Source organism: Pseudomonas sp. ANT_H4 (assembly GCF_008369295.1).
GTDB lineage: Bacteria > Pseudomonadota > Gammaproteobacteria > Pseudomonadales > Pseudomonadaceae > Aquipseudomonas.
Window position 1 is genome coordinate 20,410 of record NZ_VOBG01000008.1, and the last position, 15,535, is coordinate 35,944.

The 15,535-nt window shown below is 59.0% G+C and carries 14 protein-coding genes and 1 tRNA gene; 10 read left to right on the forward strand and 5 right to left on the reverse strand.

Annotation, left to right across the window (positions count from 1 at the left end; all coding sequences use genetic code 11):
• Nucleotides 1–56 precede the first annotated feature (56 nt).
• From FQ182_RS12310 to FQ182_RS12355, 10 genes are all read left to right on the forward strand, one after another.
• On the forward strand, nt 57–1,067 hold the full coding sequence (locus FQ182_RS12310; RefSeq protein WP_149411995.1) for an ornithine carbamoyltransferase: 1,011 nt from the start codon (nt 57–59) through the stop codon (nt 1,065–1,067).
• 193 nt (nt 1,068–1,260) lie between these two features.
• Nucleotides 1,261–2,190, forward strand: coding sequence for a carbamate kinase (arcC, locus tag FQ182_RS12315; protein WP_149411994.1), 930 nt, complete (start codon nt 1,261–1,263; stop codon nt 2,188–2,190).
• Nucleotides 2,191–2,252: 62 nt separating this feature from the next.
• Nucleotides 2,253–2,615 carry a DUF5064 family protein gene (locus FQ182_RS12320; RefSeq protein ID WP_149411993.1) on the forward strand — a complete coding sequence of 121 codons (363 nt, stop codon included), beginning with the start codon at nt 2,253–2,255 and terminating at the stop codon, nt 2,613–2,615.
• 249 nt (nt 2,616–2,864) lie between these two features.
• The gene (locus FQ182_RS12325; protein WP_133099551.1) at nt 2,865–4,373 is read left to right on the forward strand and encodes a sigma-54-dependent transcriptional regulator; all 1,509 of its coding nucleotides are present in this window, start codon (nt 2,865–2,867) and stop codon (nt 4,371–4,373) included.
• A gap of 649 nt (nt 4,374–5,022) precedes the next feature.
• Complete coding sequence (gcvH, locus tag FQ182_RS12330; RefSeq protein ID WP_149411992.1) at nt 5,023–5,406, forward strand: glycine cleavage system protein GcvH; 384 nt, start codon at nt 5,023–5,025, stop codon at nt 5,404–5,406.
• 10 nt (nt 5,407–5,416) lie between these two features.
• Nucleotides 5,417–8,266 (forward strand): aminomethyl-transferring glycine dehydrogenase, encoded by a 2,850-nt coding sequence (gene gcvP / locus FQ182_RS12335; RefSeq protein ID WP_149411991.1) that lies wholly within the window; start codon nt 5,417–5,419, stop codon nt 8,264–8,266.
• 147 nt (nt 8,267–8,413) lie between these two features.
• Nucleotides 8,414–9,790 carry an L-serine ammonia-lyase gene (locus FQ182_RS12340; RefSeq protein ID WP_149411990.1) on the forward strand — a complete coding sequence of 459 codons (1,377 nt, stop codon included), beginning with the start codon at nt 8,414–8,416 and terminating at the stop codon, nt 9,788–9,790.
• Between the two features lie 39 nt (nt 9,791–9,829).
• A complete protein-coding gene (gcvT, locus tag FQ182_RS12345) occupies nt 9,830–10,954 on the forward strand; it encodes a glycine cleavage system aminomethyltransferase GcvT (RefSeq protein ID WP_149411989.1) in 1,125 nt (374 codons plus the stop codon).
• A 388-nt stretch (nt 10,955–11,342) separates the two neighbouring features.
• A complete protein-coding gene (locus FQ182_RS12350) occupies nt 11,343–11,558 on the forward strand; it encodes a cold-shock protein (protein ID WP_133099556.1) in 216 nt (71 codons plus the stop codon).
• A 95-nt stretch (nt 11,559–11,653) separates the two neighbouring features.
• Complete coding sequence (locus tag FQ182_RS12355; protein WP_149411988.1) at nt 11,654–12,142, forward strand: RDD family protein; 489 nt, start codon at nt 11,654–11,656, stop codon at nt 12,140–12,142.
• A gap of 7 nt (nt 12,143–12,149) precedes the next feature.
• On the opposite strand, the gene nadA is transcribed toward FQ182_RS12355, so the two are convergent.
• The 5 genes from nadA to queC form a co-directional block, all read right to left on the reverse strand.
• Nucleotides 12,150–13,208, reverse strand: coding sequence for a quinolinate synthase NadA (gene nadA / locus FQ182_RS12360; RefSeq protein ID WP_149411987.1), 1,059 nt, complete (start codon nt 13,206–13,208; stop codon nt 12,150–12,152).
• 254 nt (nt 13,209–13,462) lie between these two features.
• Entirely contained in the window at nt 13,463–14,155 is a 693-nt protein-coding gene (locus FQ182_RS12365) for an RES family NAD+ phosphorylase (RefSeq protein ID WP_149411986.1), read from the reverse strand.
• On the reverse strand, nt 14,149–14,553 hold the full coding sequence (locus FQ182_RS12370; RefSeq protein WP_149411985.1) for an antitoxin Xre-like helix-turn-helix domain-containing protein: 405 nt from the start codon (nt 14,551–14,553) through the stop codon (nt 14,149–14,151). Before FQ182_RS12370 ends, FQ182_RS12365 begins: the two co-directional genes overlap by 7 nt.
• A gap of 153 nt (nt 14,554–14,706) precedes the next feature.
• A tRNA-Lys gene (locus tag FQ182_RS12375) sits at nt 14,707–14,782 on the reverse strand.
• A gap of 63 nt (nt 14,783–14,845) precedes the next feature.
• Entirely contained in the window at nt 14,846–15,535 is a 690-nt protein-coding gene (gene queC / locus FQ182_RS12380) for a 7-cyano-7-deazaguanine synthase QueC (protein ID WP_149411984.1), read from the reverse strand.

A 15,535-nucleotide genomic window follows, 5' to 3' on the forward strand; every position in this document is an offset into this window, starting at 1 on the left:
GCCGCCGCTCACAAGGCGCCGGCCAAGGGGATAACCTAAACCGAAGGAGATCCACCATGGCTTTTAACATGCGCAACCGCAGCCTGCTCTCGCTGATGCACCACACCACTCGCGAGCTGAACTACCTGCTAGACCTGTCCCGTGACCTCAAACGCGCCAAGTACACCGGCACTGAGCGTCCACACCTGCAAGGCAAAAACATCGCACTGATCTTCGAAAAAACCTCGACTCGCACCCGCTGCGCCTTCGAAGTTGCAGCCCACGACCAGGGTGCTCACGTCACCTACATCGACCCGATGTCGTCGCAGATCGGCCACAAAGAAAGCATGAAAGACACCGCCCGCGTACTCGGCCGCATGTTCGACGCCATCGAGTACCGTGGCTTTGAGCAGGAAATCGTCGAAGAGCTGGCCAAGTTCGCTGGCGTACCGGTGTTCAACGGCCTGACCGCTGAATTCCACCCTACGCAAATGATCGCCGACACCCTGACCATGCGCGAGCACAGCGACAAGCCGCTGCATGAAATCAGCTACGCCTACCTGGGCGACGCACGCTACAACATGGGCAACTCGTTGCTGATGATCGGCGCCAAACTGGGCATGGACGTGCGCATCGGCGCGCCAAAAGCGCTGTGGCCGACCCAAGAGTTTATCGACCAGTGCAAAGCGTTCGCTGAAGAAAGCGGCGCCCGCATCACCATCACTGAAGACCCTGTCGAAGCCGTCAAAGGCGTGGACTTCATCCACACCGATATCTGGGTGTCCATGGGCGAACCAGTGGAAGCGTGGGACGAGCGCATCGAGCAACTGCTGCCGTACCAGGTCAACGCCAAGATGATGAAAGCCTCGGGCAACCCACGCGTGAAGTTCATGCACTGCCTGCCAGCCTTCCACAACAACGAAACCAAGGTAGGCAAGGACATCGCCGCCCGTTATCCGAACCTGGCCGGTGGCGTGGAAGTGACCGAAGAAGTGTTTGAGTCGCCCGCCAACATCGCCTTTGAGCAAGCGGAAAACCGCATGCATACCATCAAGGCGATTCTGGTGTCCGCGTTGGCGGATATCTAAACCCCGATACGGCTCTTACTGACTGATCGTTCCCACGCAGAGCGTGGGAATACCGCTCCGCACACTCCGCGTCCAACTGACCACGCCGGGCTCAAGCCTTGCGCGATGGTGACGCGGAGCGGCACAGGATGCACTCCTACGCAGAGCGTGGGAACGATCAAATACCCCACTGAATTTTAGAAGGACAGCCTCTATGCGCATCGTCGTTGCACTGGGCGGTAACGCCCTCCTGCGTCGTGGCGAACCCATGACAGCAGACAATCAACGCGCCAATATCCGCATCGCCACCGAACAGATCGCCCGCATCGCGCCGGGCAACGAACTGGTGGTGGCCCACGGCAATGGCCCACAAGTCGGCCTGTTGTCGCTGCAAGCGGCAGCCTATACCTCCGTCAGCCCTTACCCGCTGGATGTGCTTGGTGCCGAAACTGAAGGCATGATCGGTTACATGATCGAACAGGAACTGGGCAACTTGCTGCACGCCGACATACCCTTCGCCACCCTGCTCACCCAGGTCGAAGTCGATCCCAAAGACCCTGCGTTCCAGAACCCTACCAAGCCTATCGGCCCGGTCTATTCCAAGGCCGAAGCGGAAAAACTCGCAGCTGAAAAGGGCTGGGCTATTGCTCCAGATGGCGACAAGTTCCGCCGTGTGGTGGCCAGTCCAAAACCAAAGCGTATCTTTGAGATCCGTCCGATTAAGTGGCTGCTGGAAAAAGGCAGCATCGTGATTTGCGCTGGCGGTGGCGGGATTCCGACCATGTACGACGAAGACGGCAAGCTCAAGGGTGTGGAAGCGGTGATCGACAAGGACCTGTGTTCCTCCTTGCTGGCCGAGCAACTGAACGCCGACTTGCTGGTGATCGCCACCGACGTCAGTGCAACATTTATCGACTTCGGCAAACCGACTCAGAAAGCCATTGGTCAGGTCCATCCCGACGAATTGGAAAAACTCGGCTTCGCCTCCGGCTCCATGGGCCCCAAGGTTCAGGCTGCCTGCGAGTTCGCCCGCAACACTGGCAAAACCGCAGTGATCGGCTCACTCTCGGACATCGAATCCATCGTCCAGGGCACCGCCGGCACCCGTATCAGCACGGCAAAACCTGGCATCACTTACTTATAAATGCACCTAGGGCGGGTTTCAAACCCGCCCTTCTCCAATGCCTTGTAAAGGAGAGACGCCTCATGGCCACGTTTGAACCCGGTCACTTGCATATCGAACGCCACGCGCTGAACAAGGACGACTACAGCTACAACCTGCGCATCGACTATGAAGTCAGCCAGGACCCCAAGGAAGGCAAGGGGATGTTGTTCAAGATGCATGGTTCGGTGCAAGGCAAGGACCTCAAGGAGGAATTCTTCCTGCCCAAGGACCAGGCCTTCGACTTTGCCCGGCAGGCGATGAATATTACGCAGAAGTACGGCATGCCGAAGATTGCAGTGTTGAACGGCACCATGCACAAGCAGTACGACCTGATGTTTGAAGACGTACGCCACCAACTGGATGTGAAACCGGGAGATCCGGTGAAACTCGAACACCTCGAATAACTCACCGAGCACCTGACCTGGTTGATCGTCCCCACGTTCATTTCGCGTGGGAACGCATCCTGTGACACTGCGCTTCACCAGTGCGCAAGACTGAACCCTGCATCGAGCCCAGGACGCAGAGCGTCCAAAGCGGCATTCCCACGCAGAGCGTAGGAACCATCAGCCCCCTCGCCACAGACGGCAGATTTCACCTCGGCCCCGCGCCAAGGCATACTGGCCATCCTCCGCATTCCAGAACCGTTAGCCCCCATGCGTATCCACGTCAGCTTCATCGACCGCGTCGGCATTACCCAGGAAGTCCTGGCCTTGCTCGGTGGGCGCAATCTCAACCTGGACGCAGTGGAAATGGTTCCGCCCAACGTCTATATCGACGCCCCGACCCTGAGCGCCGAGGTATTGGAAGAGTTGCGTGATGCCTTGTTCAGCGTCCACGGCGTGCAAGCCGTCACCGTGGTGGACATCCTCCCTGGCCAACGCCGGCACCTGCAACTCGACGCCTTGCTGGCGGCCATGACCGATCCGGTGCTGGCCCTGGACAGCGCCGGCAAGGTGTTGCTGGCCAACCCGGCGCTGATCGCCCTCTACGGCCGCGAGCCCGCCGGGGAAAGCATCGCCGAGCTGTTTGACGACACGGCGCTGCTGGACACCCTGCTGGAGCAGGGCTTTCGCCTGCCCCTGCGGGAAATCAGCGTCAACGGCCAGACTCTGTTGCTGGACGCCACGCCAATCACCGACGCCGGTGCCCTACTGACTCTGTACCAACCCAACCGCATCGGCGAACGCTTGTCGGCGCTGCATCACGATCACGCCGAAGGCTTCGATGCGCTGCTGGGCGAATCCCCGGCGATCCGCACCCTCAAGGCGCGGGCACAGCGGGTAGCGGCGCTGGATGCACCGTTGTTGATCCAGGGTGAAACCGGCACCGGCAAGGAGTTGGTAGCCCGAGCCTGTCACGCGATCAGTGCCCGTCACAGCGCGCCGTTCCTGGCGCTGAACTGCGCGGCGCTGCCGGAAAACCTGGCCGAGAGCGAACTGTTCGGCTACGCCCCCGGCGCCTTTACCGGCGCCCAGCGCGGCGGCAAGCCGGGGCTGATGGAGTTGGCCAACCAGGGCACGGTATTTCTCGATGAGATCGGCGAGATGTCGCCGTATTTGCAGGCCAAGCTGCTGCGTTTTCTCAATGACGGCAGCTTTCGCCGGGTGGGCGGCGACCGTGAGGTAAAGGTCAATGTGCGTATCCTCAGCGCCACCCACCGCGACCTGGAAAAGATGGTCAGCGAGGGGACTTTCCGTGAGGACTTGTTCTACCGGCTGAATGTGCTCAACGTCGAAGTGCCGCCCCTGCGCGAACGTGGCCAGGATATTTTGCTGTTGGCACGCTATTTCATGCAGCAGGCCTGTGCGCAGATCCAGCGTCCGGTCTGTCGCCTGGCGCCGGGCACTTATCCGGCGTTGCTGGGGAATCGTTGGCCTGGGAATGTGCGGCAACTGCAGAATGTGATTTTTCGGGCGGCGGCTATTTGTGAAAGCAGCTTGGTGGATATTGGTGATCTGGATATTGCCGGGACTTCGGTGGCGCGTCAGAGTGATGGTGAAGTCGACAGCCTGGAGCAGGCGGTGGAGGACTTTGAGCGTTCGCTGCTGGAGAAGCTGTATGCCAGTTATCCGTCGACGCGGCAGTTGGCGAGTCGGTTGCAGACTTCGCATACGGCCATCGCTCATCGCTTGCGCAAGTACGGGATTCCTACGAAGGTCTGAAAGTTGGGTGCATATCCGTTGTGGCGGTAAGGGCGGCTTGGGGTTACGCCCTTACGGCGTGTCACTTTGAAAAGCCCAAAGTAACCAAAGGCTCTTGCCCCACCACTTGGTGCCTCGCTGTGGCTCGGCATGCCTTCACTCCGGCATTGCTCCGTGGGCCGCCGCGATGGGCCATCCTTGGCCCAGCGCGGCTAAACCGGCGTCCTGCCGGTTTACCCACGGACCAATGCCTGCGTTCAGCCATCGTGGTTAACGGGGCGCCTTAGATCAAAAGCAAAAGCAAAAGCAAAAGCACGGCGGCCTGGTAGCCGACCTGAGTGGTGAAAAGCAAAAGCGGGCTCCCGCGTTAACCACCTCACACCCAGCCAAGTACCTAAAACCGACCCCTTTCCGTACTGAAAACGCTACAGCGTAACGATATCACTACACGCATCCGCAGCCGTCCCCATGCAAGGCTTTGATCCTCATAGCCTTTTTTTCACCCTCTCAACCGTAGCGATATCGCTACACCCACAAATCAACCATTCCCACAGAAATCAAATAACCAATTGATTTATAACAACTAAAAAACATTGGCCGCGATTTTGCTAAGTAATTCTTCATTATTACAATCCCGTCCACCAGACGAATCTGGTCCTGAGGAGTTTCCATGAGCGAGTTGCGCTTTACTGAAGATCACGAATGGCTGCGCGCCGAAGCCGACGGCAGCGTTACCGTAGGTATTACCGCTTTCGCGCAGAACGCGCTGGGTGATGTGGTTTTCGTGCAACTGCCTGAATTGCAGGCCTACGACAAAGGTGCAGAAGCCTCCACCGTGGAATCGGTCAAGGCGGCCAGCGGTGTGTACATGCCCCTGGACGGAGAAGTCCTCGAAGTGAACGACAAGCTGGACGCCAGCCCCGAGTTGGTCAACGAAGACCCGATGGGCGAAGGCTGGTTCTTCCGCTTTAAACCGGCCGATGCCGATGCGGTGGCTAAACTGTTGGATCAGGATACATACGACCGCCTGATCAAAGCCAACGCCGAAGCCTGAGGAGCGTGTCATGACAATTCAATTGAGCACCGCCAACGAATTCATCGCGCGCCACATCGGCCCGCGCCAGGAAGACGAGCAACAGATGCTCGCCAGCCTGGGCTTTGACTCCCTGGAAGCCCTGAGCGCCAGTGTGATCCCGCAAAGCATCAAGGGCACCAGCGTGCTGGGCCTGGAAGACGGCCTGAGCGAAGCCGATGCCCTGGCGTCGATCAAGGCCATCGCCGGCAAAAACCAACTGTTCAAGACTTACATCGGCCAGGGCTACTACAACTGCCACACGCCGTCGCCGATCCTGCGCAACCTGCTGGAAAACCCGGCCTGGTACACCGCCTATACCCCGTACCAGCCGGAGATTTCCCAGGGCCGCCTGGAAGCGCTGCTGAATTTCCAGACCCTGATCAGCGACCTCACCGGCCTGCCGATCGCCAACGCCTCCCTGCTCGATGAAGCCACCGCCGCTGCCGAAGCCATGACCTTCTGCAAGCGCCTGAGCAAGAACAAGGGCAGCCACGCCTTTTTTGCGTCCATCCATAGCCACCCGCAAACCCTCGACGTATTGCGCACCCGTGCCGAGCCGTTAGGCATTGACGTGGTGGTGGGCGACGAGCGCGCACTGACCGACGTCAGCGCCTTCTTCGGCGCGCTGCTGCAATACCCAGCCAGCAACGGTGACGTGTTCGACTACCGCGAACTGACCGAACGCTTCCACGCCGCCAATGCGCTGGTGGCCGTAGCCGCTGACCTGCTGGCCCTGACCCTGCTGACCCCGCCGGGCGAGTTCGATGCCGACGTGGCCATCGGCAGCGCGCAACGTTTCGGCGTACCGCTGGGCTTTGGTGGCCCGCACGCGGCGTATTTCTCTACCAAGGATGCGTTCAAACGCGACATGCCCGGCCGCCTGGTGGGCGTCTCCGTCGACCGTTTCGGCAAGCCGGCCCTGCGCCTGGCCATGCAGACCCGCGAGCAACATATCCGTCGCGAGAAAGCCACCAGCAACATCTGCACCGCCCAGGTGCTGTTGGCCAACATCGCCAGCATGTACGCGGTGTATCACGGCCCTAAAGGCCTGACCCAAATCGCCAACCGCATTCATCACCTGACCGCGATCCTCGCCAAAGGCTTGACCGCGCTGGGCCTCAAGGTTGAGCAAGCCAACTTCTTCGACACCCTGACCCTGGCCACCGGCGCCAACACCGCCGCCCTGCACGATAAGGCCCGTGCCCAGCGCATCAACCTGCGCGTGGTCGATGGCGAACGCCTGGGCCTGTCGGTGGACGAAACCACCCATCAGGCTGATATCGAAACCCTGTGGAGTGTGTTCGCAAACGGTAAAACACTGCCGGACTTCGCCGCATTGGCCGCCAGCGTTGACAGCACCCTGCCGGCCGCGCTGCTGCGCCAGTCGCCAATCCTCAGCCACCCGGTGTTCAACCGCTATCACTCGGAAACCGAGCTGATGCGCTACCTGCGCAAGCTCGCCGACAAGGACCTGGCACTGGATCGCACCATGATCCCGCTGGGCTCCTGCACCATGAAACTCAACGCCGCCAGCGAAATGATACCGGTGACCTGGGCCGAATTCGGTGCCCTGCATCCGTTCGCCCCGGCCTCGCAAAGCGCCGGCTACCAACAGCTGACTGACGAACTGGAAACCATGCTTTGCGCGGCCACCGGTTACGACGCCATCTCCCTGCAACCGAACGCCGGTTCCCAGGGCGAGTACGCAGGCCTGCTGGCCATTCGTGCCTATCACCAGAGCCGTGGCGAAGAACGCCGCGACATCTGCCTGATCCCTTCGTCGGCCCACGGCACCAACCCGGCCACCGCCAACATGGCGGGCATGCGTGTTGTGGTCACCGCTTGCGATGCACGCGGTAACGTCGACATCGAAGACCTGCGGGCCAAGGCCATCGAGCACCGCGAACACCTCGCTGCGCTGATGATCACCTACCCGTCGACCCACGGCGTGTTCGAAGAAGGCATCCGCGAAATCTGCGAGATCATTCATGACAACGGCGGCCAGGTGTACATCGATGGCGCCAATATGAACGCCATGGTCGGCCTCTGCGCACCAGGCAAGTTCGGCGGCGACGTGTCCCACCTGAACCTGCACAAGACCTTCTGCATCCCTCACGGCGGTGGCGGCCCAGGCGTTGGCCCGATTGGCGTGAAGTCGCATCTGACGCCGTTTCTGCCGGGTCACGGCGCCCTGGAACGCAAGGAAGGCGCGGTCTGCGCGGCACCGTTCGGCAGCGCAAGCATCCTGCCGATCACCTGGATGTACATCAGCATGATGGGCGGCGCCGGCCTTAAGCGCGCGTCGCAGTTGGCGATCCTCAATGCCAACTACATTTCCCGTCGCCTGGAAGAGCACTATCCCGTGCTCTACACCGGCAGCAACGGCCTGGTGGCCCACGAATGCATCCTGGATCTGCGCCCGTTGAAAGACAGCAGCGGCATCAGCGTCGATGACGTGGCCAAGCGTTTGATCGACTTTGGTTTCCATGCACCAACCATGTCGTTCCCGGTGGCCGGCACCTTGATGATCGAGCCGACCGAAAGTGAATCCAAGGAAGAACTGGACCGCTTCTGCGACGCCATGATCCGCATCCGCGAAGAAATCCGCGCAGTGGAAAATGGCTCGCTGGACAAAGACGACAACCCGCTGAAAAACGCCCCGCACACCGCAGCCGAACTGGTGGGTGAGTGGACGCATCCGTACAGCCGCGAACAAGCGGTGTACCCGGTAGCGTCGTTGATCGAAGGCAAATACTGGCCGCCGGTTGGCCGGGTCGACAACGTGTTTGGCGATCGCAACTTGGTGTGTGCGTGCCCGTCGATCGAAAGCTACGCCTGACCGTGAACCTGTAGGAGCGAGCTTGCTCGCGAAAAACCTGAGAGCGCCGCGATCATCCTGAATGAACGCGGTGCCTATCAGTTCTTCGCGAGCAAGCTCGCTCCTACAGAAAAGCGGTACCCAATAACAAGAAACCGGAGAACAACCATGTCTTTAAGCGTGTTCGACCTGTTCAAGATTGGCATCGGCCCCTCCAGCTCCCATACCGTCGGCCCCATGCGTGCTGCAGCGCGCTTCGTCGAGGGCTTGCGACGTGACAACCTGTTGAGTGCGACCACCCGCATCAAGGTCGAACTCTACGGCTCGCTTGGCGCCACCGGTAAAGGCCACGGCAGCGACAAGGCCGTGTTGCTGGGCCTGGAAGGCGAACACCCGGACACCGTGGACACTGAAACCGTTGCTGCACGCTTGCAGGAAATCCGCAGCAACGGGCGCTTGAACCTGCTCGGCGAACACAGCATTGCGTTCAACGAGAAAGAACACCTGGCGATGATTCGCAAACCCCTGGCCTATCACCCCAACGGCATGATCTTTCGTGCCTTCGATGAGGCGGGCCTGCAAGTTCGCAGCCGCGAGTACTACTCGGTCGGCGGCGGGTTTGTGGTGGATGAAGACGCAGCCGGCGCCGACCGGATTGTCGAGGACGCCACACCCCTGACCTTTCCCTTCAAAAGTGCCAAGGACTTGCTTGGCCATTGCGCCACCTATGGGCTGTCCATCAGCCAGGTGATGCTGACCAACGAAAGTGCCTGGCGCCCGGAAGCGGAGACCCGCAGCGGCTTGCTGAAGATCTGGCAGGTGATGCAGGACTGTGTGGACGCGGGCTGTCGCAACGAAGGGATTCTGCCCGGTGGCCTCAAGGTCAAGCGGCGGGCGGCGGCGCTACATCGCCAGTTGTGCAAGCACCCGGAGTCGGCGCTGCGTGATCCGCTGTCGGTGCTGGACTGGGTCAACCTCTACGCCCTGGCGGTCAACGAAGAAAACGCCAACGGCGGGCGCGTAGTGACCGCGCCCACTAACGGTGCGGCCGGGATTGTGCCGGCGGTGTTGCACTACTACATGCGTTTTATCCCCGGTGCTAGCGAAGACGGCGTGGTGCGCTTTCTACTCACCGCAGCCGCCATTGGCATCCTCTATAAAGAAAATGCCTCGATCTCCGGCGCTGAAGTCGGTTGCCAGGGTGAAGTCGGCGTCGCCTGTTCCATGGCCGCCGGCGCCTTGTGCGAGGTGTTGGGCGGTACGGTTTCCCAGGTGGAAAACGCTGCCGAAATCGGCATGGAACACAACCTCGGCCTGACCTGCGACCCCATCGGCGGGCTGGTGCAGGTGCCCTGCATCGAGCGCAATGCCATGGGCTCGGTCAAGGCGATCAATGCGGTGCGCATGGCCCTGCGCGGCGACGGGCAACACTTCGTCTCGCTGGACAAGGTCATCCGCACCATGCGCCAGACCGGCGCCGACATGAAAAGCAAATACAAGGAAACCGCCCGTGGCGGTTTGGCAGTCAACATTATCGAGTGCTGACGTTCTCAAGCACGTCCGTACGTTTTTCAGGAGCTGAATATGTCCACCGAAACCCTGTTGAAAACCCCGCTGCACGCCCTGCACATCGAACTGGGTGCGCGCATGGTGCCGTTCGCCGGCTACGACATGCCGGTGCAATACCCGCTGGGCGTGATGAAGGAACACCTGCACACCCGTGAACAGGCCGGGTTGTTCGATGTATCGCACATGGGCCAGATTCGCCTGACCGGCGCCAACGCCGCCAAGGCCCTGGAAACCCTGGTGCCGGTGGACATCATCGACCTACCGGTGGGCATGCAGCGCTACGCCATGTTCACCAACGAGCAGGGCGGCATCCTCGACGACCTGATGGTCGCCAACCTGGGTAACGACGAGCTGTTCCTGGTGGTCAACGCCGCCTGTAAGGATCAGGACCTGGCTCACTTGCGCCAGCATATCGGTGACCAGTGCACCATTGAGCCGCTGTTCGAAGAGCGCGCCCTGCTCGCCCTGCAAGGTCCGGCGGCGGTCAGCGTATTGGCGCGACTGGCGCCTGAGATCAAGCACATGACCTTTATGCAATTCGCTCCTACGCGCCTGCTGGGCGTGGACTGCTACGTCAGCCGCTCCGGCTATACCGGCGAAGACGGTTTCGAAATCTCCGTGCCTGCCGCCAGTGCCGAAGCCCTGGCCCGCAGCCTGCTGGCAGAAACCGAAGTACAGGCCATTGGCCTTGGCGCCCGCGACTCCCTGCGCCTGGAAGCCGGCCTGTGCCTCTACGGCCATGACATGAACACCCAAACCACACCGATTGAAGCCAGCCTGTTGTGGGCCATCTCCAAGGCCCGCCGCGCCGATGGTGCACGCGCTGGTGGCTTTCCGGGTGCCGACAAGATCTTCACCCAACAACAAACCGGTGTCAGCCGCAAGCGCGCTGGCCTACTGCCGCAGGAGCGTACCCCGGTCCGCGAAGGTGCAGAAATCGTCGATGAGCACGGCACAGTGATCGGTAGCGTGTGCAGCGGCGGTTTTGGTCCGAGCCTTGGCGGCCCGCTGGCCATGGGATACCTCGACAGTGCGTTCGTTGCTCTGGGTACCGAGGTCTGGGCGCTGGTGCGTGGGAAAAAGGTGCCACTTCATGTAAGTAAAATGCCATTCGTTCCACAACGTTACTACCGTGGTTGATTGGCTGTTCCTATAAGTAACGCAAATGCGGTTGTGTGCACTAATCTGTAACGCAACCGCCACAAAAAAGTGCACTGACGATAGTCAGCGTTATGTGCCTTAACCTATAACAAGTGATCAAGCCTATCGAATAAGCCTTATGCCAAACGTTGACCGAAGTGTCATAAAACTGAGGAAAACCGTGGCTTGCAGAGGGCTTGTTTTTTTCGCCTTAGTTGGCGTAGAGTTTGCCCACTGTGTTTGCATGGGTCGCTTTGAACCTGGACCTGGGCAGTAGCCAAAGCTTGCTACAACCCGTTCGATGTCTCTTACTTTCCTGCAATCCAGCCCAGTACTCTTTCATGTGAAAGGGGCTGTCATTAACTTTTAGCGTCAAGGAAATAAGAAAATGGCTGATCGTCAGAGCGGTACCGTCAAGTGGTTCAACGACGAAAAAGGGTTTGGTTTTATCACTCCGGAAAGCGGTGCAGATCTGTTCGTGCATTTCCGCGCGATTCAGGGCAACGGCTTCAAGAGCCTTAAAGAAGGCCAGAAAGTGACCTTCATTGCCGTGCAAGGCCAGAAAGGCATGCAGGCTGACGAAGTACAAGCAGCAGAAGACTGATCCTTGCTGCGACAAAAAGCCTCTGATGGTGACATCAGAGGCTTTTTTATATGTTTTATCCGTAAAATGGCTTTTTTCCTTCCGAGAGCCCTGCCATGTCGAAACACCTGCTAAGCCCTCAAGGCGATTTTCCCGCCGTTGGCCTGGGCCGTCGTCTAGCAGCGATGTTCTATGACTTCCTGTTGTGCACCGCCCTGCTGATCGTCACGGCCCTCCTCTACAAGCTGGTGTGGATGGCCTTTGTCGGTGAAAGCAAAATGCGTGCGCTCTCTGAATCTGGTGCCCTGGACGGTGATCCATTGCTGTCGACGATTTTGTTTTTTGTATTGTTTGGTTTCTTCGCCAAATTCTGGACCCATTCCGGGCAGACGCTCGGCATGCAGGTATGGGGCGTGCGGGTGCAGAACGCGGATGGCTCGCGGATCAGCCTGTGGCAGGCGCTGCTGCGCTTTGTGGTGTCGATTGCGTCGTGGTTGTGCGCTGGGCTGGGCTTTATCTGGTCGCTGGTCGACAAGAAGAAGCGCAGCTGGCATGACATCTATTCCGACAGCCAGCTGGTTCGTATTCCAAAGAAGAAAAAATAAGCGCTTATCAGGCGTTGCCCGCCAGTTTCAGACGCGCGGCCTGGGTAAAGTCCAGCATACGCTTGAGCGGGCGCACCGCGTGGGGGATCACCGACGGTTCGACGAAGATCTCGTTACTGCCCTCGCGCAAACACTGCAGAGTCCGCTCCAGCGTATTCATCGCCATCCACGGGCAGTGCGCACAACTGCGGCACGCCGCGCCGTTCCCAGCGGTCGGCGCTTCGACAAACACCTTGTCCGGGCACAGCTGCTGCATCTTGTAGAAGATACCGCGGTCGGTGGCGACGATAAAAGTCTTGTTCGGCAGGCGCTGCGCTGCGGCGATCAACTGACTGGTAGAGCCCACGGCATCCGCCAGTTCGATTACCGAAGTCGGTGATTCCGGATGCACCAGAATCGCCGCGTCCGGGTACAGCGCCTTCATGTCTTCCAGTTGCTTGGACTTGAACTCTTCGTGGACGATGCAGGCACCGTCCCACAGCAACATGTCGGCACCGGTCTGACGCTGGATATAAGTGCCCAGGTGTTTGTCCGGGCCCCAGATGATGGTCTCGCCGTTGTCCATCAGGCTTTCGACGATCTCCAGGGCACAACTGGAGGTCACCACCCAATCGGCACGGGCTTTGACCGCCGCCGAAGTATTGGCATAAACCACCACGGTGCGCTCGGGATGCTGATCGCAGAACGCGGAAAACTCATCCACCGGGCAACCCAGGTCCAGGGAGCAGGTAGCTTCCAGGGTGGGCATCAGGATGCGTTTTTCGGGGGTGAGGATTTTGGCTGTCTCGCCCATAAAGCGCACACCGGCGACCAGTACGGTCTTGGCCGGGTGAGCGGCGCCAAAACGGGCCATCTCCAGGGAGTCGGAGACACAGCCGCCGGTTTCTTCGGCCAGGGCCTGGATTACCGGGTCGCAGTAAAAGTGAGCCACCAGCACCGCGTCCTGAGCCTTCAGCTCGGCGGCGATAGCGGCACGTAAAACCGCCTCCTCGGCAGCACTAAGTACCTTGGGCTGTTTGGCATCAAGGTGGGCTTGAACCAGAAGACGTTCGGAAATTTGCGTCATGTTCGCAAGACCTGCAGGCGCAGTTGCGCGAAAGTCGAGTGTACCACCGGCTCTGGGCCCCTTGCGGGTACCGCCGGACGAAGTGATTGTGTTCATCAGCACGGACAACGGTGAAGCTGCGCAAGGCTACAGAATATCGATTGGATTCAAAAGCCTAATCTGGGGTGCTGGCGCTTTGTCCGTTGTAGCCGGTGGTGCTTACCACCGGCTACAACTACAAATACGCTCGCATCGCCCAGGAAGAAGCCAAGCCGTCAGGCTTCGCTGATTTTGTTGACACTGGTGATCTCACCGTTCCAGATCATCTCGTAATGCGCCGTTTGAACGATGGATGAGACAGGCATGGGCGTCATCAACGCCCAACAGTGATTCTCCTGGGAGCGCACGGACCTGTACCGAAGGCCGGGAAAGCCTGCTTCCTTGATAGCCCTCCCCAAACGATGGGAGTGCGTGTAATCGTCGGGATCGTAAATAGGATCAGTCATAGGAATGGATGTCGCATCCTTCATCGAATTATCAACGAAAGAACAGGACAGCCCCCGGAACATAAAGCGTTCGTAGTTGAGGCCGTGAACGTTCGACCAGTACTGACTCTGATGATGACGCACCTCTGCCAGTGCAGTCTCCATCGTGGCGGCCAGGTACAGCACACCGAAGCTGCCATCGCTGAAACGCGACCCAGCAGGGTTTACATGAGTGAACGGTGCCGTTGCATATGAACACCCAGGAATGCCAAAGGGGATTTCCTTGCGAGGTATCAACTCAATGAGACCGACCTCGTTATGCAGCCTGGGATTGGTCAGGGCCTGAATCTGATAGAGCGCATCAAATTCGTCTGCGCTCGCCACGTCGTCAAACAGGGCAATGGGCGGAAACTTTGAGTTGACCAGTCGATAGGCCTGCAATTGCTCTGCGGCCATGTCTGACAACCGACTCAACATCACCATTGCGCTCCACGTAGAACATCAATCCGGCGAAACGTCTCGTACAGGGAAATCATATCGCCCTGGGCCATGATTTCGAGGGGCGTACGACCGTTGAAAAAGCTGTTGTCATTCGCCATCGCCGGGAAGCCATATACGTTCTCGGGATTATCAAAGACCAGGCGAAGAGCTGCGTGGATGTTCAGTACAAAGCTGATTCGCTGCATCTGGTCAGAATCCAGACCCACCGACCAATCGACATCACGCTGCTTGGCACGCGTAAAGGTGCTGCGGGAAATACGCAAGATACGGCAAGCCTGGTCACTGGTTGCCTGCCATTTTTCGAGAATGCCTACGGCAGCGCGCAGGCCGGTCACGCATTGGTCCTTGGAAAATGCTTGCGCTTGGAGGGGTAGTGTCATGTTCACAACCTCATAATTGATCTACAGACTCAAATATAGGAATTTTTAATCTATAGATCAACCCAAAGCAACTGCCCTACCTTTTTCCACGCAAAAAAAAACCCGGAAATCCTCACTTTCGTGGGCCTTCCGGATTTTCTAAACTGCAATATATGGTGGGTCGTGTGGGATTCGAACCTACGACCAATTGGTTAAAAGCCAACTGCTCTACCAACTGAGCTAACGACCCGCTTCGTGGTGGTGCGTATAATACTGATTTCTAACGGAAATTCAACACCTAATACGAAATAAATCAGAAATAACGTGTTGGGTCACTGATTCCGGCTGCCGAGAAGCCTTCTGCACGCAGGCGACAGCTGTCGCACTTGCCACAGGCACGGCCCTGATCGTCTGCCTGATAGCAGGAAACGGTGAGTGCGTAATCAACCCCAAGACGCACGCCTGCCTTAACGATATCGGCCTTGCTCAGGTTCTGCAGGGGTGCCTGAATGCGGAAGCCCTGCCCCTCTACACCGGCCTTGGTAGCCAGGTTGGCCATGCGCTCGAAAGACTCGATGAACTCGGGACGGCAGTCTGGGTAGCCTGAATAATCCACGGCATTGACGCCGATAAAGATGTCTCGCGCATTGAGCACTTCAGCCCAGCCCAGGGCCAGGGACAGGAACACGGTGTTGCGCGCCGGTACGTAGGTTACTGGAATGCCTTCGCTGGGCGCTTCGGGGACGTCAATGGAGCTGTCGGTCAGGGCCGAGCCGCCGATGCCGTTGAGGTTCAGGCTGATCACCTTGTGTTCAACCACACCCAGGTCGCGAGCAACGCGGGCGGCAGCATCCAGTTCGGCGCGGTGACGCTGGCCGTAGTCAAAGCTCATGGTGTAGCAGCTGTAGCCGTCAGCACGAGCCATGGCCACTACGGTGGCGGAATCGAGGCCGCCGGACAGCAGGATCACAGCACGTTTTTGATCTAGCGTTTGTTCAGTCAT